The sequence below is a fragment of the Cryobacterium sp. PAMC25264 genome (assembly GCF_019443325.1).
In the GTDB taxonomy this organism is placed as follows: Bacteria; Actinomycetota; Actinomycetes; order Actinomycetales; family Microbacteriaceae; genus Cryobacterium.
The window spans coordinates 250,025-271,106 of the sequence record NZ_CP080383.1 but is presented as its reverse complement, the minus strand read 5'-3'; the positions used below and the strand labels follow the sequence as shown (position 1 = coordinate 271,106).

17 protein-coding genes are annotated in these 21,082 nt (G+C 69.3%); 9 read left to right on the top strand and 8 right to left on the bottom strand.

Features of this window, described 5'->3' with window-relative positions:
• The first annotated feature begins 57 nt into the window (after nt 1-57).
• Genes KY500_RS01195 through KY500_RS01170 form a run of 6 tightly spaced genes read left to right on the top strand, consistent with a single transcriptional unit; the run spans nt 58 to nt 5,502 of the window.
• Nucleotides 58-1,563 carry a DUF4389 domain-containing protein gene (locus KY500_RS01195; protein ID WP_219902008.1) on the top strand — a complete coding sequence of 502 codons (1,506 nt, stop codon included), beginning with the start codon at nt 58-60 and terminating at the stop codon, nt 1,561-1,563.
• A complete protein-coding gene (locus tag KY500_RS01190) occupies nt 1,550-2,266 on the top strand; it encodes a hypothetical protein (RefSeq protein WP_219902007.1) in 717 nt (238 codons plus the stop codon). Before KY500_RS01195 ends, KY500_RS01190 begins: the two co-directional genes overlap by 14 nt.
• Before the next feature lie 57 nt (nt 2,267-2,323).
• Nucleotides 2,324-3,493: a sensor histidine kinase gene (locus tag KY500_RS01185; RefSeq protein WP_219902006.1), complete on the top strand. Its 1,170-nt coding sequence runs from the start codon at nt 2,324-2,326 to the stop codon at nt 3,491-3,493.
• Nucleotides 3,490-4,032 (top strand): hypothetical protein, encoded by a 543-nt coding sequence (locus tag KY500_RS01180; RefSeq protein WP_219902005.1) that lies wholly within the window; start codon nt 3,490-3,492, stop codon nt 4,030-4,032. The genes KY500_RS01185 and KY500_RS01180 overlap by 4 nt, the downstream gene beginning before the upstream one ends.
• The gene (locus tag KY500_RS01175; RefSeq protein ID WP_219902004.1) at nt 3,921-4,775 is read left to right on the top strand and encodes a hypothetical protein; all 855 of its coding nucleotides are present in this window, start codon (nt 3,921-3,923) and stop codon (nt 4,773-4,775) included. Before KY500_RS01180 ends, KY500_RS01175 begins: the two co-directional genes overlap by 112 nt.
• 55 nt (nt 4,776-4,830) lie before the next feature.
• The gene (locus KY500_RS01170; RefSeq protein WP_370626857.1) at nt 4,831-5,502 is read left to right on the top strand and encodes a response regulator; all 672 of its coding nucleotides are present in this window, start codon (nt 4,831-4,833) and stop codon (nt 5,500-5,502) included.
• Nucleotides 5,503-5,531: 29 nt separating this feature from the next.
• Here KY500_RS01170 and KY500_RS01165 read toward each other — a convergent pair whose 3' ends face one another.
• Genes KY500_RS01165 through KY500_RS01150 form a run of 4 tightly spaced genes read right to left on the bottom strand, consistent with a single transcriptional unit; the run spans nt 5,532 to nt 9,364 of the window.
• Nucleotides 5,532-6,809 carry an MFS transporter gene (locus KY500_RS01165; protein ID WP_219902003.1) on the bottom strand — a complete coding sequence of 426 codons (1,278 nt, stop codon included), beginning with the start codon at nt 6,807-6,809 and terminating at the stop codon, nt 5,532-5,534.
• Nucleotides 6,810-6,843: 34 nt separating this feature from the next.
• A complete protein-coding gene (locus tag KY500_RS01160; protein ID WP_219902002.1) occupies nt 6,844-7,155 on the bottom strand; it encodes a YkoF family thiamine/hydroxymethylpyrimidine-binding protein in 312 nt (103 codons plus the stop codon).
• Between the two features lie 2 nt (nt 7,156-7,157).
• Nucleotides 7,158-8,492 (bottom strand): glycosyltransferase 87 family protein, encoded by a 1,335-nt coding sequence (locus tag KY500_RS01155; RefSeq protein ID WP_219902001.1) that lies wholly within the window; start codon nt 8,490-8,492, stop codon nt 7,158-7,160.
• A 29-nt stretch (nt 8,493-8,521) separates the two neighbouring features.
• On the bottom strand, nt 8,522-9,364 hold the full coding sequence (locus tag KY500_RS01150; protein WP_219902000.1) for an ADP/ATP-dependent (S)-NAD(P)H-hydrate dehydratase: 843 nt from the start codon (nt 9,362-9,364) through the stop codon (nt 8,522-8,524).
• 22 nt (nt 9,365-9,386) lie between these two features.
• Between KY500_RS01150 and KY500_RS01145 the strand changes: the two genes are divergently transcribed.
• Entirely contained in the window at nt 9,387-10,493 is a 1,107-nt protein-coding gene (locus tag KY500_RS01145) for an NADH:flavin oxidoreductase/NADH oxidase (protein ID WP_219901999.1), read from the top strand.
• Nucleotides 10,494-10,541: 48 nt separating this feature from the next.
• A complete protein-coding gene (locus KY500_RS01140; protein WP_219901998.1) occupies nt 10,542-11,390 on the top strand; it encodes a Cof-type HAD-IIB family hydrolase in 849 nt (282 codons plus the stop codon).
• On the opposite strand, the gene KY500_RS01135 is transcribed toward KY500_RS01140, so the two are convergent.
• From KY500_RS01135 to KY500_RS01125, 3 genes are all read right to left on the bottom strand, one after another.
• The gene (locus KY500_RS01135) at nt 11,387-12,445 is read right to left on the bottom strand and encodes a hemolysin family protein (protein ID WP_219901997.1); all 1,059 of its coding nucleotides are present in this window, start codon (nt 12,443-12,445) and stop codon (nt 11,387-11,389) included. The genes KY500_RS01140 and KY500_RS01135 overlap by 4 nt on opposite strands.
• On the bottom strand, nt 12,442-13,839 hold the full coding sequence (locus tag KY500_RS01130) for a hemolysin family protein (RefSeq protein ID WP_219901996.1): 1,398 nt from the start codon (nt 13,837-13,839) through the stop codon (nt 12,442-12,444). The genes KY500_RS01135 and KY500_RS01130 overlap by 4 nt, the downstream gene beginning before the upstream one ends.
• Before the next feature lie 104 nt (nt 13,840-13,943).
• Nucleotides 13,944-15,383, bottom strand: coding sequence for a GuaB1 family IMP dehydrogenase-related protein (locus KY500_RS01125; protein WP_219901995.1), 1,440 nt, complete (start codon nt 15,381-15,383; stop codon nt 13,944-13,946).
• A 134-nt stretch (nt 15,384-15,517) separates the two neighbouring features.
• On the opposite strand from KY500_RS01125, the gene KY500_RS01120 reads away from it, so the two are divergent.
• Nucleotides 15,518-19,327, top strand: a complete 3,810-nt coding sequence (locus tag KY500_RS01120; protein ID WP_219901994.1) for a multifunctional oxoglutarate decarboxylase/oxoglutarate dehydrogenase thiamine pyrophosphate-binding subunit/dihydrolipoyllysine-residue succinyltransferase subunit — start codon at nt 15,518-15,520, stop codon at nt 19,325-19,327.
• Nucleotides 19,328-19,504: 177 nt separating this feature from the next.
• Here KY500_RS01120 and KY500_RS01115 read toward each other — a convergent pair whose 3' ends face one another.
• Nucleotides 19,505-21,061 (bottom strand): IS1182 family transposase, encoded by a 1,557-nt coding sequence (locus KY500_RS01115; protein ID WP_219900421.1) that lies wholly within the window; start codon nt 21,059-21,061, stop codon nt 19,505-19,507.
• Between the last annotated feature and the right edge of the window lie 21 nt (nt 21,062-21,082).

Here is a 21,082-nt window from a genome sequence, read left to right as displayed (position 1 = left end):
TTCGGGAGAACTCTGGCTGAATTCGGTAGGTTCGCCTGTGCGAAAGGATCCGCTGCCATGAAGCCCGGCCCCCTCGTCATGCTCCTGATCGGCACGATCGTCACACTGCTGGGTTTCGGGCTCACCGCCGCCGGCACCGTGGCGGCCATCGCCAGCGGGGCGCAGGGCGAGAACGGCTACTTCTCCACCCGCTCCGCATCGTTCGTCGCGAACTCGTATGCGCTCACCACCCCCACTCTCGGCCCGGTCACCACCACGCGCACACCACCGCCGCTGAACCTCGACATCGCCCGCATCCGGCTGGAGGCCACCAGCAGAAACGGGGCTGACGTCTTCATCGGGGTCGCGCCGCGCACCGAGGTGGACAGCTACCTGGCCAGCGTCGCGCACACCGAGGTGAGCGGTATCCAGTCCACCCCGTTCCGGGTGGACTACCGCCAGATCGCCGGGTCGGAGCGACCCGAACCTCCCGAGGAGCAGTCCTGGTGGGCGGCGTCCGCCGCCGGCCCGGGCACCCAGGAGATCACCTGGTCGGTGCAGCCGGGAGCCTGGGCGGTCGTGGTGATGAACGCGGATGCCAGCCGCCCCGTTGCCGTGGACCTGCGGGCGGGGGTGCGGTCGGGTCTGCTCGGCCCGGCGGCGGCGGCGTTGCTGCTCACCGGTCTCATCACTCTGGTCATCGGCCTGGCCCTCGTGATGCTCGGCGTGATCGGCCTCGGCCGCAACGGACCGGCCCCGTCGAGCCGGCCCGATGCCCGGGGAACCCAGCCTCCGCTGGATCCCGACCGGCCCGGCGCCGACTATCCGGCGCGGCTGAACGGCTGGCTCCAACCCGGGCTCTCGCGGGCGCTCTGGCTGGTCAAATGGGTTCTCGTCATCCCGCACTACATCGTGCTGTTCTTCCTGTGGTTCGGCTTCTGGATCAGCACGATCGTGGCGGGCTTCGCCATCCTCTTCACCGGCCGGTATCCCCGGGCGATCTTCAACTACAACGTCGGGGTGCTGCGTTGGAACTGGCGGGTGGCTTTCTATGCGTACTCTGCCCTCGGCACCGACCGGTACCCGCCGTTCACGCTCGCCGCGACCGACTACCCGGCCGACCTCGAAGTGGACTACCCGGAGCGTCTCTCGCACGGCCTGGTCCTCGTGAAGTCCTGGCTGCTGGCGATCCCGCACCTGATCATCGTGACCATCATCACCGGTGGCACCTGGGCGTGGACGGCGAGCTGGAACAACTGGGGAACCGGCGGTGGTGCCGGCACCTCCCTCCTCACCGTCCTGGTGCTCATCGCCGCCGTGGTCCTGCTCTTCAGCGGCCGGTACCGCCGCGGCATCTTCGACCTGATCCTGGGGTTGAACCGGTGGCTCTACCGGGTGATCGTGTACGCCGCCCTGATGCGTGACGAGTACCCGCCCTTCCGGCTCGATCAGGGCCCCATCGACCCCGGGTCCCTCGCTCCGGCCGGCCGACCGGTCCCCGCGACCGCCGCACCTGCCGCGCCCGCGCCCGCAGCCGCACCGCCCGCACCCGGTCCCACCCACGCTCCCGATGACGGTCGATAGAAACGCCCCAGCGCCCCAGCGCCGCGCCCGTCCCGACCTCCTCGACCGGTTCCTGCGGTACTGGGTGCTGTGGGTCACCCTCGGCGAGACCGCGGGCTTTCTGGCTCCGACTCTCGCCCAGCTGGCCTTCGCCGGGTCACCCATCGCCAGCGCAGCGCTCATCCTCGCCGGAGCGATCGAGGGCGCCGTGCTCGGCTGGACCCAGGCCACGGTCCTCCGGGTCGTGCTGCCGAATCTGATCCGGTCCCGGTGGGTCGGTGCCACGGCCATCGGCGCGGCCGCGGCCTGGTTCGTCGGACTGCTGCCCGCCGAGTGGGCCGACGTCTGGCAGCGGTGGCCCGCTGCCGCCCAGCTGATCGTCGCGGCCCTGCTCGCCACGTTCCTGCTGTGCAGTCTGGGGCTCGCCCAGTGGTTCGAACTGCGCCGGCTGCTGCCCCGCTCCGGCTGGTGGATCGCGGGAAGCGCGGCGGCCTGGTGCGCGGGTCTTGTGGCTTTCTTCGCGGTGGCGACACCGCTCTGGCAGCCCGGGCAGTCCGCCGCGCTGGTCCTCGCCATCGGGCTGCTCGCCGCCGTGCTGATGGCCCTGACCATGGCCGTGGTCAGCGGGGTGGTGCTCAGGGCCCTCCTGCGCCGCGCCCGGGCGGGAGCAGGGCACCGCCCTGACCCCCGGACCGGAAACGAAAGTCCTAGTCAACCGGCGTAAAACAGACCCCGGCCCGATAGGGTGCTGTGTAGAGCACTCACGAGGAGCACTGCATCCATGCCACGCATTGCCAGAGAGCGAGACCGGGTCCTCCGGCGGGTCAGCCGCATGATCGGTTTGACCGCGTCGGTGACCACTTTGGCCTACCTCGCTGTGCCCGGCGGGCTCGAACCACGCGTGACCCTGGTTGTCGTGCCCCTGTTGCTGCTCATCATCGGCTGCCAGTACCTGCTCGGCCGGAGCAGCGCCGTGCGCTGGGCCGTGGGCGTCGTTCTGCTGGGCAACACCGCGATTCTCCTCGTGGGACTGACCTCCCCGCTTGGCCTCGGCCTCAATATTTTGGAGGAGGCCGTGATCGCCTCCATCGCTGCCGGTGCGATCAGCTGCGTCGCCCCCGTGCTGGTGGTCGTGCCCGCCCGACAGGTCATCCTGTTCGCCTCGTTCGGGTTGACCGTGGCCGCGGTGGCGCTCGTGACCATCTCGGCCGGCGGCTCGGTTTTCCCCCTGGCCCTGACCGTGTGCGGTTGGGCGGCACTGTCGCTGGGCGGGTGGTGGATCGCGCAGAGCGTGCCCCGGGTGCTGCAGCGCATCGCGGCGATCGGGCGGGCCCACCAGGCCGAACGGCACGCCAGCGAGCTCGAGGCCCAGCGCCGGCAGGGTGCCCGGTTGTTGCACGACACCGTGCTGGCGACCCTCACCCTGCTCGCCCACTCCGGAGTCGGGGTGAGCCCGGCGGCGCTGCGGCAGCAGTCCGGCGACGACGCCAGGCTCCTGCGCCAGCTGCGCCTGGGCGGCCTGCCCACCCCGAGCCGGTCCGGTGTGTACACTCTCGAGCCGGCCAACACGTCCATGCTCGGCAGCACCCTCGAGTCGGTCAAGCAGCGCTTCGGACGGATGGGCCTCGAGGTCGACTGGCACGGCAGTGGCCAGGTGCTCCTGCCTAGCGATGTGCTCGACTCGTTCCTGCTCGCCCTCGGCGAGTGCCTGGAGAACGTCCGCCGGCATTCCGGTGTCACCCGCGCCGACGTCACCATCTCCGACGACGACACCACGGTGCGGGCGATGGTGACGGATGCGGGCAGAGGCTTCGACCTCAGTGCGGTCAGCACCGAACGACTGGGCTTCGCCGAGTCCGTGGTGGCGCGCCTTCGCGACGTGGGGGGAACCGCGCGGCTCTTCTCCTCTCCCGGCTCCGGCACGACCGTCGTTCTCGAGGTGCCCAAGTGACCTCGGGTGCGGTGCCGGCGCCCCTGGGCGCGAACGGCGGGTCGTCGTCGAGCCGGGCGCACCGCCAGCTGCTCGACGAGCAGCGTGACGAACGCCGCCGCGCGTTCCGGCGGCCGCAGCGCACGGTCAACACCACCAGGGCAAACGGCGCCGGTCTCGGCGGCCGCCACCTCGGCGTCGGCATCTCCCTGAGCGGCGGGTTCTTCGCCCTCTTCCTGATGTGGCGATTCGCCATGCAGTGGGACCGCTACCCGAACCCGCTGCCCACCCTCGCCGCCTGGGTCATCCTGGTTCTCGCCATCGCGGTCACCGGGATTTTCGTCAACCGGCTCTCCAGCCGGATGCCCACCTGGATGTTCCTGACGGTGCTCGCCACCGGCGAGGTCGTCGTCGGGCTCGACCTGGCCGGGTACGGCCGGGCGACGCTGTGGGCACCTACCCCACTGCCGCCGCCGGGGTGGGCGCACTGTTCGCCATGCTGGTCACCGTGCGGCGCGGCCGGGAGGTCGTCGCTGCCACGCTGGTGCTCGGCGCCGTGATCGCCGCGGGCTCGCTCACGGCCGCCGCGAGCACGCCTCTCACCTTCGCACCGGCCATCCTCACCATCAGCCTGTGCGTGTTCCCGCCGATGGTCGGCGTCTCGATCGTCCGGGGCTTCCGCCGTATGGTGCAGCGGGAGCTCGACCTGGTCCTGGTGCAGAGCACGGTGACCCAGCCGTCCTCAGCCGTCGGTATGCTCGCGTCGGAGGAGCTGGCGCGGATCGACCTCGACGCGGAGACCCTGCTCGACGACGTGGCGACGGGTCGGACGGCGCTGCCGCTCAGCCCGGCGAAATCGGCGGCCGCGGCGACGCTGGCGACCCAGTTGCGCCTGCACCTCATCGAGGGCCGTCGGGAGACCTGGCTGCACCATGCCCTCACCGAGTCGGAGTTCCTCGGCCCCGCCGTGAACCTGGACGACCCGTCCGGGCTCGCCGGCCAGCTCTCGCCCGAGCAACGTGACGCACTGCTGCTGGCGATTTGGCTCCTGATCAGCGACACCGATGGGGCCGAACCGACGGTTTCGCTCGTTTTTGGGCCTTTGGGCCGTACCAGTGGCCATGATATCGGTGAGATGCTGCGGTTTCCGATCAAAATGATCGTCGAGGGTGTGCCTCGGCGACGCGTGGACCCGGAGACGTGGCAAGCTATCCGAGTAGTGGGCCCTCACATCGATTCGGTGCGAAGTGGGCAGCTCCACGTCGACATCGAGTGCAGTATTGACAATCCTGCGGACGCCTGACCGTGCCAGCCGGCACGAGTGCGTCTGACGGGGGAACATGCAACAGGAGGCAGCAGTGACGAACACAGCAGTGACGCTCATCGACAATCCCATCCGGTTGGCCCTGGTCGACGACCACCGGATGCTCTTGGGGGCGTTGACCGAGTGGATCAGGGGGGCCGCTGACGACATCAACATGGTGGCCGCCGTGACCACGTGGCCAGAGCTCCTGACCCATCCGGAATTCCCGGTGGATGTGGTTCTGCTCGACCTGGACCTCAAGGACAACATCCCGGTCTCGCTCAAGATCTCCACGCTCAAGACCGCCGGGGTGAAGACGGTGCTCATGAGCACCTACTCCGAGCCCGCGTTGGTGCGCGAGGCCCTGGCCGCCGGAGCGCTCGGCTACCTCGTGAAGACCGAGGAAGCCAGCACCATCGTCGAAGCCATCCACGCCGCCAACGACGGCGACTCCTACATCTCAGCCGAGCTCGACCTGGCCCTGCACAGCGGAACGGCCGGATCCTCGCCGCGCCTGAGCGCCCAGGAACGCCGGGTCATGGCGCTCTACGGCGCCGGCGAACCGGTCAAAGCCGTGGCACACCAGCTCGGCATCTCCGAGGAAACCGCGAAGTCGTACCTCAAGCGGATCCGCGAGAAGTACCGCCTGGCCGGTTTCGACGTGGGAACCAAGGTCGCGCTGCGCAAGCGCGCCATCCACGACGGCATCCTGCTGCAGTCCGACTAAGCATCACACGGGGACGGTCGGCGCGCGGCTCAGTTCGCGTCGACCACCGCGATCAGGGCCGTGCCGTACGGAACGGGCCGGCCTCTCCGGCGGCGGGACCTGTCGATCGCGAAGGTGATCACCGCGAGCCCCAGACCCACCACGCTGAGTCCGAAGCCGACCCAGATCGGGGCGAGATAGCCCAGGCCGCCCGCGATGACGACCCCGCCCAGGAACGCGCCCAAGCTGTTGCCGAGGTTGAGAGCCGAGTGGTTCAGGGCCGCCGCGATCGACTGGCTGTCGTGTGCCACATCCATCAATCGGGTCTGGATGGTCGGCGACAGTGCCGCCGCCGACGCACCGACCAGGAACACCCCGACCAGCAGTCCCGCAAGGTGCTGGGCGGAGCAGGCCAACAGCAGCAGTGCCGCGAGCATCACGGCGAAAAAGGCGTACATGCTGCGCCGCACGCTGCGGTCGGCGAAGACCCCGCCGGCGAAGTTGCCCACGGTCATGCCGAGCCCGACCACGATGAGCACGAGCGGCACGGCGAAGGCCGGCAGAGCGGTGATCTCGATCACCAACGGCGCCACATAGGTGTACACGGCGAACAGACCGCCGAAGCCCACGGCACCGATCATCAGGGCGAACCACACCTGCAGGCGGCCGAAGGCCCGTAACTCGTTGCGCATGGTGGCGCCGGCGTCTCCGGCCTGGAAGGGCACGGCCACGATCACGGCGACGAAGGTCACGGCGAACAGCGCGGCCACCGCGATGTAGGCCACCCGCCAGCCGGCCAGCTGGCCGAGCCAGGTGATCGACGGCACCCCGATGACGTTGGCGATGGTGAGCCCGGAGAGCACGATCGCCACACCGCGGGCCCGTTTGCCCGGCCCCATCAGCTCCGCCGCAACGAGCGAGGCGATACCGAAGTAGGCCCCGTGCGGCAGCGCGGCGACAAAACGCGCCACGAGCACAAGGCCGAACGTCGGCAGCAGCGCCGACGCGATGGTGGCGAGGGTGAAGCAGGCCAGCAGCACCAGGAGTAGTTGCTTGCGCGGCCAGCGTGCCGCCGCCGCCGCGATGGTGGGCGCCCCGACGACCACGCCGAGCGCGTAGGCGGAGATGATCCAACCGACCTGCGCGTTGGCGACGTCCGGGGAATCGGCGTAGAGACCGGGCAGCAGATCCGCGGCGAGGTTGGGCAGCAGGCCCATGGCCACGAATTCGGTGGCGCCGATGGCGAAACCGCCCAGGGCAAGAGCGAGCAGCGCGAGGCGGACCCGGGCCGGCGTCAGTGTCGCCGTCCCGTCGGTGAGTGAGGGCATCGACTCAGGATACGCACCCGTCGTGTCGACGGTGTTACGCGGGATCGTCCGTCTGCTCCATGGCCGCCTCGAGGCGGTCCAGTTTGGCGGTCAGTTCGCCCGAATAGCCGGGGCGGATATCGGCCTTGAGCACCAGCGACACCCGGGTGCCGAACGCGCCCACGGCATCCGCCGCCGCCTTGACGACCGCGAACACCTCGTCCCAGTCGCCCTCGATGGTGGTGAACATGGAGTCGGTGTGGTGGGGCAGGCCCGATTCGCGCACCACGCGCACGGCCGCGGCGACGGCGTCGTGTACCGAGTCGGTGGGGGCTCCGGAGGGGGCCAGTGAGAATGCGACAAGCATGATTACTCCTTCAGGATCGAACGGTGCAGGCCGGCGGCCGGCACGGCCTGCGTGAGGACGCCGGGGCCGGCGCCCGGGCTGCCCAGCCGCCAGAGCCGCACCGCCATCCAGACCAGCAGCACCACCTCGAGCAGGTTGCGCGCCGTGAGGATCAGCACCATGGCCGGGGTGGTGGCGAGCAGGCCGTCGTAGAAGTACGGATAGACCACCTGGGTGAGCGCCGCCATCACGAGGGCGACCAGGGCCGGCCGCCCCCACGACCGCGGCGAGCTCACCAGCCCGAGGATCAGCGGGGCCGCCAGCCAGGTCATGAACTGGGGCGAACCGACTTTGTTGAGCACGATCAGCGTGAGCACCAGGGCCAGCACGAGCGGCGGGAAGAGCCTGTCGACGCAGGCGCCCCGGCGTTGGGCCCGCCAGCCGAGCGCGAGCACCGCGGCCACGCAGAGCACGAGCAGCGGGGTCATCACCGCGATGGCCAGCTCGGTGCCGGTGCCGATCACCTGGTAGGTGAGGATCTGCTGGTCGTAGTACACCAGGGTGCCCGGTACGCCCAGCGCCGACTGCCACAGCCACCAGCCGGCCACCGGGGCCTCGATCTGGATGCCGCGGTCGGTCTGCTCCGTGACGAAGCTGAGGATGGTGAGCCCGCTGCCCTGGGCCAAGGCCACCACGATGATCAGCGCGGAGGTGCCGGCGAAAGCGGCGAGGACCTGCCAGCGGCGTTTCGACGCCACGACCAGGGCGATGATCGCGGCGACCGGCCAGACCTTGACCCAGGTGGCCACGCTGAGCAGCACAGCGCCCCAGAACGGCCGGGTGCGCAGCCACATCAGGCCCATGATCACCAGCGGAACCGTCACAGAGTCGATCCGGGCGAGCCCGACCGGGCCGAGCAGGAGCAGGAAGCCCAGCCACCACCAGGCGGCCCCGGCGGCGGCCCGGCCGGGCCGGCGGCCGGTGAGGACACCGAACGCGACGCCGTTGAGCAGCGTCACCAGGCCGAGCCAGGTGAGCGCGTACACCGGCGCCCCGAAGGCCAACGACGCGAGGATCGGGGCAAGGGCCAGGATCGGGTAGACGAAGTCGGTGTCGATGCCCAGCCGCACGGCGCCGGAGACGGTGCCCTCCGCCCAACCCAGGTAGACCCGTTCGACATCGCCGAGCGGCCAGCCGATGCCGCTGAGGTTGAGGCCGATGAGCACGGCGTGCACGAGCACAAACCCGGCCCAGAGCACGAGCGGCCGGCGCAGGAACCAGAGGCGGCCGGTCAGTGGCGCGACCGAGGCTGCGGCAGGGATCGGGGTTTCGGGCACGCTCCACTGTTGCACATTCACGTCGGCGCCTGGGCCTGGCTGGCCCCCGGTCAGGCGAGCAGGGCGGAGAGGGCCGCCGGAACGGCTTCGGCCACGTCCAACGCCACGAGCGGTCCCCCGGCGCTGGCCAGGTGCGCCGCAGCCGCGTGCACGAACGCGGCCGTGGCGGTGAGGGCCGCCAGCGCGTCGGCATCTGCCTCGATGCGTGCGGAGTGGGTGGCCAGGAGCGCGCCGAGGATGCCGGCGAGCACGTCGCCGGAGCCGGCCGTGGCCAGCCAGGCCGGAGCGCCGGACACCGTCAGGCGGATGCCGGACGGTGACGCGATGTGGGTGACGCTGCCCTTGAGCAGCACGGTGCAGCCGAGGGTGCTGGAGGCCCGCACGGCCCACTCACCGGGGTCGCCGGCGATCTGGTCCGCCGTGACGGTCTGGCCCGAGCGGCCGAGCAGCCCGGCCAGCTCACGGAAGTGCGGGGTGATCACGGTGGGCCCGGCGGTGCTGCCCACCAGGTCGAGGGCCCCGGCGTCCACGACCGTCGGCAGGCCCTGCTTGAGGGCCTTCCGCAGCCGCGCCGTCTGCTCGTCGCTGCGGGCGGCGGCGTCCATGCCAGAGCCGAGCAGCCAGGCCTGCACCCGGCCGTCGGCCGTGACGACTTCGGGGCGGCGCTGCAGCACCAGGCTCGACACCCGCTTCGGGCCGAGGTAGCGCACCATGCCCACGCCGGTGCGGCTCGCGGCCTCGACTCCGAGCACCGCGGCCCCCGGGTATGCGGTGGAGCCGGTGCGCACGCCCAGCACACCCCGGCTGTACTTGTCATCGGTCGCCTGCGGAACCGCGATCCAGTCGCGGGCCTGGGCGGCCTCCCATTCCAGCCATCGTCGCGGTTTCGCCATGCACTCACGATAGGTTGTTTCGGTGTCCGATACCTCCACAGCTCCCGCCCTCTCGCTCTTCGACCCGATCACCCTGCGCGGTGTCGAGATCCGCAACCGGCTCTGGGTGGCTCCGATGTGCCAGTACTCCGTGGACCGCCTGGACGGCATCCCCACCGACTGGCACCTCGTGCACCTCGGGTCCCTCGCGGCAGGCGGCGCCGGCCTGATCGTGACCGAGGCGACCGCGGTCAGCCCAGAGGGCCGCATCACCGACCGGGACACCGGCATCTGGAACGAGGCCCAGACCACCGCCTGGACCCGGATCGTCGCCTATCTGCACGAGCAGGGCGCCACGGCGGGCATCCAGCTCGCCCACGCCGGCCGCAAGGCCTCCACCTTCCCGGCCTGGGGCACCGCCGAACACGGCAGCGTGCCCGCCGAGCAGGGCGGCTGGGCGGCCGTGGCCCCGTCCGACATCGCATTCGGCGGCTACGCCACGCCGACGGCGCTCGACGCCGCCGGCATCGCGGCCGTCGTCGCCGACTTCGCTGCGGCTGCCCGCCGGGCGTTGACCGCGGGCTTCGACGTGCTCGAACTGCACGCGGCGCACGGCTACCTGCTGCACCAGTTCCTCTCTCCGCTCAGCAACGAGCGCACCGACGAGTTCGGCGGCTCCCTGGAGAACCGGGCCCGCCTGCTGCTGCGGGTGATTGTCGCGGTGCGCGCGGAGGTCGGCGAGAGCGTTCCCCTGCTCGTGCGGTTCTCCGCCACCGACTACGCCGCCGACGGCTGGACGGTCGAGGAGACCGCGATCGTGTCCGGATGGGCGGCCGAGGCGGGCGCCGACTTCTTCGACATCTCCTCCGGCGGCAACGTCACCGGGGTGCAGATCCCGCTCGCACCGGGCTACCAGGTGCCGCTGGCGCAGTTCGTCAAGGACACCGCCGAGGTGCCGGTCAACGCCGTCGGCCTGATCACAACGGCCAGACAGGCCGACGAGATCGTGGCCTCCGGTGCCGCCGACGCCGTGATGCTCGGCCGCGAATTCCTGCGGGACCCCCACTTCGCCCTGCGCGCCGCGCATGAGCTCGGCGTGCAGTTGGACTACTGGCCCGGTCAGTACCTGCGGGCGGCCTGGCCCGCCTGACGGCTCCCGCCCGCCCGCCGGGACCGGCGCGGCGGTAAACTCGGCCAAATGACCTCTCCCCTGCCGGCCGACATCCGTTTGATCGCCTCGGACATGGACGGCACCCTGCTCGATGCCGACGGGCGCGTGCCCGACCGGTTCTGGCCGCTGCTCGATCGCCTGCAGGCGGCCGGCATCGTCTTCGTCCCGGCCAGCGGACGGCAGTACCAGACCCTGCACGCCGTGTTCGGCAGCCGGGCCGGGCTCGTCTACATCGCGGAGAACGGCACGAACATCGTGCAGGACGGCGTCTCCATCGCCCGGGAACCGGTCATCGGGTCGATCATCGCGCCCGTGGTGGACTGGGTGCGCCGCGCCGCCGCAGACGGTGCCGATGTGGGTATTGTGCTGTGCGGCGCCAGATCGGCCTATGTCGAGCGCGCCGACGAGGACTTCCTCCGGCACGTGCGCCCGTACTACGCCGCCCTCGAGGTCGTCGACGATGTGCGGGCGGCCGCGGCGGATGACGACGTGCTCAAGCTCGCCGTCTTCGGGCTCGGCCAGGCGGAGACCCGGATCGCCCCCGCCGTCCGGGCGCTCGGCCTGAGAGCGGACGTGGTCATCTCCGGCGACAACTGGGTGGACATCATGCGTCCTGGCGTCAACAAGGGCACGGCGCTCACCCGGCTGCAGCAGAGTCTCGGCATCAACCGGGAGCAGACCATGGCGTTCGGGGACTTCCTCAATGACGCCGAGATGCTCGAAGCCGCCGGAGCGTCCTACGCCGTCGCAAACGCGCACCCCAGCATCCGGGCCCTGGCCAAGTACCAGGCCCCGTCGAACGTCGATGAGGGCGTCATCACGAGCATCGTCGACGCCCTGCCGGAGCTGCCTGAGCCGGCACCGGCCCTGGCCTAAAGCCGCCTGGTTGCGTCCTGGACTTCGCCGACCAGTTCCTCGATGATGTCCTCGAGGAACAGGACCCCGGTGGCGTCGCCCGTGGCGGTGAACGTGCGGGCCAGGTGGGCGCCGGAGCGGCGCATGGTCGCGAGGGCGTCCTCGAGGTCGGTGTCTTCGAAGATCGACACCAACTGACGGATGAGCTTGGCCGGGATCGGGTCGGTGTACCCGTTTCGCCCGCTCTCGACGGGGTCGACGTTCAGCCCCAGCACGTCCTTGAGGTGGATGTAGCCGGATGGCTCCCCGTTCGCACCGTCGAGCACGTACCGGGAGAAGCCGTGCCGGGTGACGGCTTTCTCCACGTCGGCTGGCGTCGCGGCCTCCGGCAGGCTGACCAGCTGGTCCAGCGGCACCGCGATGTCCCTGGCCTTGCGGGTGGTGAACTCGAACGCCGCACTCAACGCGCCGGAGTCGTCGGTGAGCACGCCCTCGCGGGTGGACTGCGTGACGATCGTGGCGACCTCATCGAGCGTGTAGGTACTCGTGGCCTCGTGCTTGGGCGCCACCCCGAACAGCCGCAGCACCCCGTTGGCGGTGGAGTTCAACGCCACGATGACGGGCTTGACCAGACGACCGAAGAAGACCAGAGGCGGGGCCAGGATCAGCACGGCCTGGTCGGGGATCGAGAAGGACAGGTTCTTGGGGACCATCTCGCCGAACACCACGTGCAGGTACGACACGATGAACAGCGCGATGACGAACGCGATGGTGCCGATGGCCTCTTCGGGCAGGCCGGTGAGGTTCAGCGGGATCTCGAGCAGGTGGTGGATGGCCGGTTCCGACACGTTCAGGATCAGCAGCGAACACACCGTGATGCCCAGCTGCGAGGTCGCCAACATGAGGGTGGCGTGTTCCATGGCCCACAACGCGGTCTTGGCGCTGCGCTTGCCGGCCTCCGCGAGAGGTTCGATCTGCGAGCGGCGCGCCGAAATCACGGCGAACTCCGCGGCGACGAAGAAGGCGTTGCCGATCAGGAGCACGACCAGCCAGCCGAGTCCGGCCCAGTCGCTCATCGGCCGCTCACCCCATTGCGCTCAGAGTGAGTGGTCACGTCGTCTTTCTGGATGATACGGATCGAGCCGGTCGTTCCGGTCGGGGGTTCGACGGGGTCCGGTGTGTACCGCAGCCGGTCGATGCGGCGCCCGTCGAGCCGCTCCACGCGCAGTTCGCCGGTGGGGATGCGCACGATGTCGCCCACCACGGGCAGCCGGCCGAGTTCGCTCATCACGAAACCGGCGACGGTCTCGTAGGGGCCGTCATCCGGTACCGCGAGGCCGGCGCGCTCGGCGAGCTCGTCAGGCCGCAGCATGCCGGGAAAGGTGAGCGAGCCTGGCGAGCGCACGATGCCGGCCCGGGTGCGGTCGTGCTCGTCGGCGACCTCGCCGACGAGTTCCTCGACCAGGTCCTCGAGGGTGACGACCCCGGCGGTTCCGCCGTACTCGTCGACCACGACGGCCATCTGGAAGCCGCGGCCGCGGAGCTCGGCGAGCAGCCCGTCGAGTTTCATCGTCTCCGGCACCCGGAGGGCCTCGGACTGCAGGGCCGACACCGGCACATCCGCCCGGCGGAACCGGGGAACGGCCACGGCCTGCTTGACGTGCACGAGGCCCACCACATCGTCGACGCCCTCGTCGATCACGGGGAACCTGGAGTAGCCGGTCTGCCGGGTGAGATCGATGACGGCCTGGGCGCTGGCGGTGCGGGGGATGCTGGCCAGCCGCGGGCGCGGCGTCATGACGTCGGAGGCGGTGTGACCGGAGAACAGCAGGGTGCGGTGCAGCAGCGTCGCGGTGTCCTCCTCGAGCAGGCCCGCGCTGGCGGAACGGCGCACGAGCGACGAGAGTTCCTCGGCGGTGCGGGCGCCGGAGATCTCCTCCTTGGGTTCGATGCCCACGGCCCGGAGTAGCCCGTTGGCGCTGCCGTTGAGCACGGTCACGGCGGGCCGGAAGACCGTGGTGAACACAGTCTGGAACGGGATCACGAACTTGGCGGTCTGGATCGGCAGCGCCAGGGCGAAGTTCTTCGGTACGAGTTCGCCGATGATCATCGAGATCAGGGTGGCCAGCACGATTGCGACGGTCGATCCCACCACGGGGATCACGGCCGCGGGGATCCCGACCGCGCCCAGCGGACCGGCCAGGAGGCTGCTGATCGCCGGCTCGAGCGCGTAGCCGGTGAGCAGGGTGGTCAGGGTGATGCCGAGCTGGGCGCTGGAGAGGTGCGTCGAGGTGATCTTGAGTGCGGCGATGGTCATCGCCAGACGGGTCTCCCCGCGGCCCTGCCGAGCCTCGAGGTCAGACCGCTCGAGGTTGACCAGCGCGAATTCGCTGGCCACGAACAAGCCCGTGCCGAGGGTCAGGATCAGGCCGATCCCGAGCATGATCCACTCATACACGGGCGGCTCCATCGCGAGTCACGAGCGAGGGTTTATGTTCGGGCGAATGCGCAGAGGGAGGGTCGTCCATTAGAGGGTCAACTATACCGTTCACACCTGCCCATCGGCACTGGGTGCTACCAGGAGACCACGAGTGCCTTGCCCTCTTCGTAGCCGGCTGCGGACTGGATGCCGACCCGGGCCCGGTCGTGGAATTCGGCCACGCTGGCCGCCCCCGCGTAGGTGAACGAACTGCGCACCCCGGAGGTGATCATGTCGAGCAGGTCTTCGAGCGAGGGGCGCAGCGGGTCGAGGTAGATCTTCGACGACGAGATGCCCTCGGCGAAGAGGGTCTTGCGGGCCAGGTCGTACGCGTCGAGCCGGTCGAAACGTTCCCGCACCGCCTTCGTCGACGCCATTCCCCAGCTCTCCTTGTACAGGGCGCCGGAGGCGTCGGTGTCCAGAGTGCCCGGCGCCTCGATGGTGCCGGCGAACCAGGAACCGATCATCACGGAGGCGGCGCCGGCAGCCAGGGCCAGCGCGACGTCGCGCGGGTAGCGCACCCCGCCATCCGCCCAGACGTGCGCGCCGAGACCGGCGGCGGCCTCGGCCGTCTCGATCACGGCGGAGAACTGCGGGCGACCGACGGCCGTCATCATGCGGGTGGTGCACATGGCGCCCGGCCCCACGCCCACCTTGATGATGTTCGCGCCGGCGCCCACGAGGTGCTCGACGGCGTCGGCGGTGACCACGTTGCCTGCCACGATGGGGATGCCCAGCTTGAGCGCCGAGACGGTCTTCAGCGCGCGGATCATGCCGTCCTGGTGGCCGTGCGCGGTGTCCAGCACCAGAACATCCACCCCGGCGGCGGCCAGGGCCCGCGCCTTGGCGGCGACGTCGCCGTTGATGCCCACGGCGGCGGCCACGAGCAGCCGGCCCGAGGCGTCCACCGCGGGCTGGTACAGCGTGGAGCGCAGGGCGCTCTTGCGGCTGAGCGTGCCGATCAGCTTGCCGCGCCGGAGCACCGGGGCGAAGTCGAGGTCCGCGGCGGTCATCACGTCGAAGGCGCTGCGGGCGGTGTCGATGTCCTCGGCGTCCAGGGAGGCCAGCCGGCCGTGCAGCAGGTCGCCCAGGCGAGCATCCGGCAGCGCCGTCGCAAGCCGGGACGCGTCGATGCAACCCAGGTAGTTCTCCTGCGCGTCGTGGATGACCAAACCCTGGCCCTCGACGGGTGGAACCTGGCGCAACGCGTCGGCCACGGTGGCGTCGGGCGCGAAGACGAACGGGGTGTCGAACTGCACAGGCTGCGACTTCACCCAGCGGATGGCCGCATCCAGGTCCTGCAGGTGCATGTCTTGCGGCAACACGCCGAGGCCGCCGCGCCGGGCCAATGCCGCGGCGAGGCGGGGGCCGGTGACCGAGTTCATGTTGGCCGAGACGATGGGAATCGTCGCAGCGGTGCCGTCCCCGGGGGCGAGCGACACGTCGAGGCGGCTGTTGATGGCCGACTGGCTGGGCACCAGGAAGACGTCCGAATAGGTCAAGTCGTGGCGGGGAACCGCTCCATAGAACTGCATGTTTTTAACGCTAGTCCCCCGCGGCCGTGCCGGTGCAGCTCCTCGATGGGATTAGTCTTGATATCAACACACTGACCCGGCGGTTGTGATCGCCATGGAGAATCAGAATCAACGAAGAGAGTGGGCGATCAGCTGTGTCGAACCAGTTGACCGGCGGTGGGTCCGAAGAAACGGCCTCTGCTGAATTCGGAGCCAACGAATGGCTCGTAGACGAATTTTACGAACGATACCTCATCGACAAGAACTCGGTGGATCGGTCCTGGTGGCCGATCCTGGACAGTTATCACCAGACGGCCACGGGGCAGGCAAGCGCCGACGCCCCGCCGGCGTCTGACGGAGCGGCCTCTTCCGCCGCTCCCGCCGCGGCCGAGATGCCGCCGCTGGCCGAAGAACCGGCCACACCCACCGCCCAGGCGCACCCGGTGACGGCACCCATCCCCGTGGTCGGCGGCCCGCTCACGGCGCGCACCACCTCGATCGCGCCCAAGCCGGAGCCGGTTCCCGCCGACGCCCCGATCACCAGCACGCAGCCCGTGGTCTCCGCCGCGGCACCCACTCCCCCGCAGGATGTCGTCACGCCGTTGCGCGGCATGGCCAAGAGCCTCGCGGCCAACATGGCCACCAGCCTCACCGTGCCCACCGCCACGAGCGTGCGCACCATCCCGGCGAAGCTGCTGATCGACAACCGCATCGTGATCAACAACCACATGAAGCGGGCCCGCGGCGGCAAGGTGTCGTTCACCCACCTGATCGGCTGGGCGCTCATCCGGGCGCTCAAGATGTTCCCGAGTCAGAACGTCTACTACGACGAACTGGACGGCAAGCCTTCCGTCATCGCACCGGCACACGTGGGCCTGGGCATCGCGATCGACCTGCCCAAGCCCGACGGCACCCGCTCGCTCATGGTTCCGGCCATCAAACGCGCCGACACCATGACCTTCGGTGAGTACCTCACCTCCTACGAGGACCTCGTCGGCCGCGCCCGCAAGGGCAAGCTCACCGCCGACGACTTCTCCGGCGCCACGGTCTCGCTGACCAACCCGGGCGGCATCGGCACCGTGCACTCGGTGCCCCGGCTGATGAAGGGTCAGGGCTGCATCATCGGCGCCGGCGCCCTCGACTACCCGGCCGAGTTCATGGGCGCGAGCGTCAAGACGCTCACCAGCCTGGCCATCTCCAAGACCATCACGCTCACCAGCACCTACGACCACCGGGTCATCCAGGGCGCCGGCTCCGGCGAGTTCCTCAAGATCGTGCACGAGCTGCTCATCGGAGCGCACAACTTCTACGAGGACATCTTCGCGGCCATCCGCATCCCGTACGACCCGATCCACTGGGCGCCTGACATCAGCGTCGACCTGGCCAGTGCCGTCGACAAGACCGCCCGGGTGCAGGAACTGATCAACGCCTACCGCGTACGCGGCCACCTGATGGCCGACATCGACCCGCTCGAGTACAAGCAGCGCACCCACCCCGACCTGGACATCGCCAGCCACGGCCTGACCTTCTGGGACCTGGACCGCGAGTTCATCACGGGCGGCTTCGGCACCAAGCGCACCATGCTGCTGCGCGACATCCTCGGCGTCCTCCGCGACTCCTACTGCCGCACCACGGGCATCGAGTACATGCACATCCAGGATCCGGCCCAGCGCAAGTGGGTGCAGGAGAAGATGGAGAAGACGTACGTCAAGCCCACGCACGACGAGCAGATGCGCATCCTCGGCAAGCTCAACGAAGCCGAGGCGTTCGAGACCTTCCTGCAGACCAAGTACGTCGGCCAGAAGCGCTTCAGCCTCGAGGGCGGCGAGTCCACCATCGCCCTGCTCGACCAGATCCTGCAGGGTTCGGCGGATGCCGGCCTCGACGAGGTCTGCATCGGCATGGCCCACCGTGGCCGCCTGAACGTGCTCACCAACATCGCCGGCAAGACCTACGGACAGATCTTCCGCGAGTTCGAGGGCACCCAGGACCCCCGCAGCGTGCAGGGCTCCGGCGACGTGAAGTACCACCTCGGAACCGAGGGCACCTTCACCGGCGGCAACGGCGAGGAGGTGGCCGTGTACCTGGCCGCCAACCCGTCGCACCTCGAGGCCGTCGACGGTGTCCTCGAGGGCATCGTGCGCGCCAAGCAGGACCGCAAGCCCATCGGCACGTTCTCCACCCTCCCGGTGCTCGTGCACGGTGACGCCGCCATGGCCGGCCAGGGCGTCGTGCTGGAGACCCTGCAGATGTCCCAGCTGCGCGGCTACCGCACCGGCGGCACCATCCACGTGGTGGTCAACAACCAGGTCGGTTTCACGACGCCTCCCGGCGAGGGCCGCACCTCGGTGTACTCCACCGACGTGGCCAAGACCATCCAGGCGCCCATCTTCCACGTGAACGGCGACGACCCCGAAGCCGTCGTGCGGGTGGCCGAGCTGGCGTTCGCCTACCGGCAGGAATTCAAGCGCGACGTCGTGATCGACCTCGTCTGCTACCGCCGCCGCGGCCACAACGAGGGCGACGACCCGTCGATGACCCAGCCGCTGATGTACAACCTCATCGAGGCCAAGCGCAGCGTGCGGAAGCTCTACACCGAGGCGCTGGTCGGCCGTGGTGACATCACCCAGGCGGAGTTCGAAGCGGCCCACGCCGACTTCCAGGACCGCCTCGAGCGAGCCTTCATGGAGACCCACGCGGCGCAGACCGCGTCGATCCCGATCATCACGAGCGACGCCGCCGCCGCGCACCGGGAACTCTCCAACGCAGCTGCGCAGGAGGACGCCGTCGGCGAACCCCTCACCACCGGGGTGTCGGAGAGCGTCGTGCACCTGATCGGCGACACCTTCAACAACAAGCCCGCTGGCTTCACTGTGCACTCCAAGCTGCAGCAACTGCTGCAGAAGCGCCTGGACATGAGCCGCAACGGCAACATCGACTGGAGCTTCGGCGAACTGCTGGCGCTCGGCTCGGTACTGCTGGAGGGCACCCCGGTGCGCTTCGCCGGCCAGGACGCCCGCCGCGGCACCTTCGTGCAACGGCACGCCGTGCTGCACGACCGGGTCAACGGCCAGGAATGGCTGCCGCTGGCGAACCTGAGCGAGAACCAGGCCCGGTTCTGGATCTACGACTCGCTGCTCAGCGAATACGCCGCCATGGGCTTCGAATACGGCTACTCGGTGGAACGTGCCGACGCCCTGGTGCTCTGGGAGGCCCAGTTCGGCGACTTCGCCAACGGCGCCCAGACCATCATCGACGAGTTCATCTCCTCTGCCGAGCAGAAGTGGGGCCAGCGCTCCAGCGTCGTGCTCCTGCTGCCGCACGGCTACGAGGGCCAGGGCCCGGACCACTCCTCGGCCCGCATCGAGCGGTACCTGCAGATGTGCGCGGAGAACAACATGACCGTCGCCCGTCCGTCCACGCCGGCGTCGTACTTCCACCTGTTGCGCCGTCAGGCCTACATGCGGCCGCGCCGCCCGCTGATCGTCTTCACCCCGAAGTCGATGCTCCGTCTGCGTGGGGCCACCAGCCCCGTCGCCGACTTCACCAGCGGCAAGTTCGAACCGGTGATCGACGACGCCCGGATCCAGGACAAATCCGCCGTCAAGCGCGTGCTGTTCATGGCCGGCAAGCTCTACTACGACCTGTTGGCCGACCTCGAGAAAAACCCGAACCCCGAGATCGCGCTCGTGCGCATGGAGCAGTTCTACCCGCTGCCGGGCGCCGAGCTCAAGCAGGTCGCCGACGAGTACCCCAACGCCGAACTGGCCTGGGTCCAGGACGAGCCGGAGAACCAGGGCGCCTGGCCGTTCTTCTACCTCCAGACCAGCAGCTCGGGCACGGACAAGCTGGGTCGTCAGGTGCGCCTGTTCTCCCGTGCAGCGTCCGCGTCGCCGGCGGCCGGGTCCGCCAAACGCCACGCCGCCGAGCAGGCCGAGCTGATCAAGAACGCCCTCACCCTCTAGGAGACTGCTGATTTAGATGGCTGCGGTGGGCCCGGCGAGTCGGGGGCCCGTTTTTTGAGTCGGGTGTGGTCGTGTTTGGGCTGCTTGCGGGATCGATTCGGTGTCGCGAGTCTGGCCAGTAGAAGGTGGTCGTCGGGGTCGGTGTGAGGGCTGGGGTGTCTGCCCTGCCTGGGGTCTTCAGCCAAGTGCCCAAACCCCGTTCTGGCTGGTGAGGCCAAGGCTCAGGAGTCGTTTCAGGTTGATCGCGGCGGCGCGGTTGTTCCACCAGGCGTGGTTCTTCACGACGCCGCGGTAAGGGACTCGTCTCGCGCCGCGAGTCATCCATGCGATCGAGCGTTCAACCATCGGCCGGTGCTGCCGGTAGACGGCTTGAAAGTCAGGGTCCAGCGCGCGTGCGCGGTGCTCGCGTTGGATCTGCTGCTGCGGATGCAAAACCATTTTGCGACCGTCGACGGCGCTCGTGCACTGGGCTCGGAGCGGGCAGCTCGCGCAAACGGCGCCAAATGTGACATTACGTTTCACGGTGATCGGTCGGGTGTTCCCCGCAGGACACGTCACCGTGCGCTTAGCTTCGTCGATGCTGAAGTCATCGATTGTGAATCCGCCCGGAACCGCCCGACTCAACGGCATCGGTTTGATGATCGGAACATGCCCGGCCGCGGTGACCTCGGCGAGGAGGTCCCCGCTGCCGTAGGCAGAATCACCGAGGACCTCGACCGTGTCCGAGCCGATGCTCGTGTCAGCGGCCACCAGGGCCGCGCCGCGGGCCGCGTCACTGTTCTTGGGCCCGGACGCTTTCGTCAACACGGCCGCGGTCACCAGACCCGTATCGGGCTCGATCGCGATGTGGGCTTTGAAACCGTCTTGCTTCTTCTCCCGGCTCTTGTGCGCGTGGCGGGCGTCCGGGTCAACGGTCGAGATCACCCGGTCCGGCGCGACCTTCCGCGCGATCCGCCACCGCCCATCCGAGCCATCGGACCCCTCAGCCGGCTCGACGTCCTGGCCCGCGACGAGGGCGAGCAACGCGACCGTCTCCTGCTGCGAGTCGGTCAATGACGTCGTGTCGATTGCCGCAAGCAACGCCAGGGCGTCGGTCACGAGGCGGGAAACGAGTTCGTCCCTGGCCGCCTTGTCGTCCCAGGCGATGTCGGGCTTGCCGGGCTTCTCGTAGTCATGGCCGGGCAGGCCGGCCACGATCATGTCGGCGCCGGGGATCTCCCGACCGACCCGGCGGATCTGCGCGACCAACTGCGTCACCGTGTCCTGGCGGGCGACCGCGTCATCCAAAATCGTGGAGTCCAACGCCCGCCGCTTCCGACCCGACAACGCCCCAGAACCGGCAATAACCTCGGCGACGGCGTCGAAAATTCGGTGCGGGCGGGTGCTTGCCGCGAGGCGGCGTCGCCAATACGTCAACACCGTCGGGTGGAACGATGTTTCCGTCAACCCGAACCCGCAGGCCGCTTTCCACCGCAGATCAAACGTGACGGCTTCCGCGGTTTCCCGGTCCGATAACGAGTGCAGGGTCTGCAGCACCATCACCGATGCGATCACGTCCGCGGGCGTCGAGGGCCGGCCACGACCCGACGGAAACAGGTCCGCGAACGCGTCATCCGGGAACAACTCGTGCCGGTGCTCAGCGAGAAAAGCGAACACCGACCCCGCCGGCAACATGTGCCCAGCGAACACACCGACATCCAACAACTGACGCTGACCATCATCACGACCCTGCATGAATCAAGTCTTAAACACCTC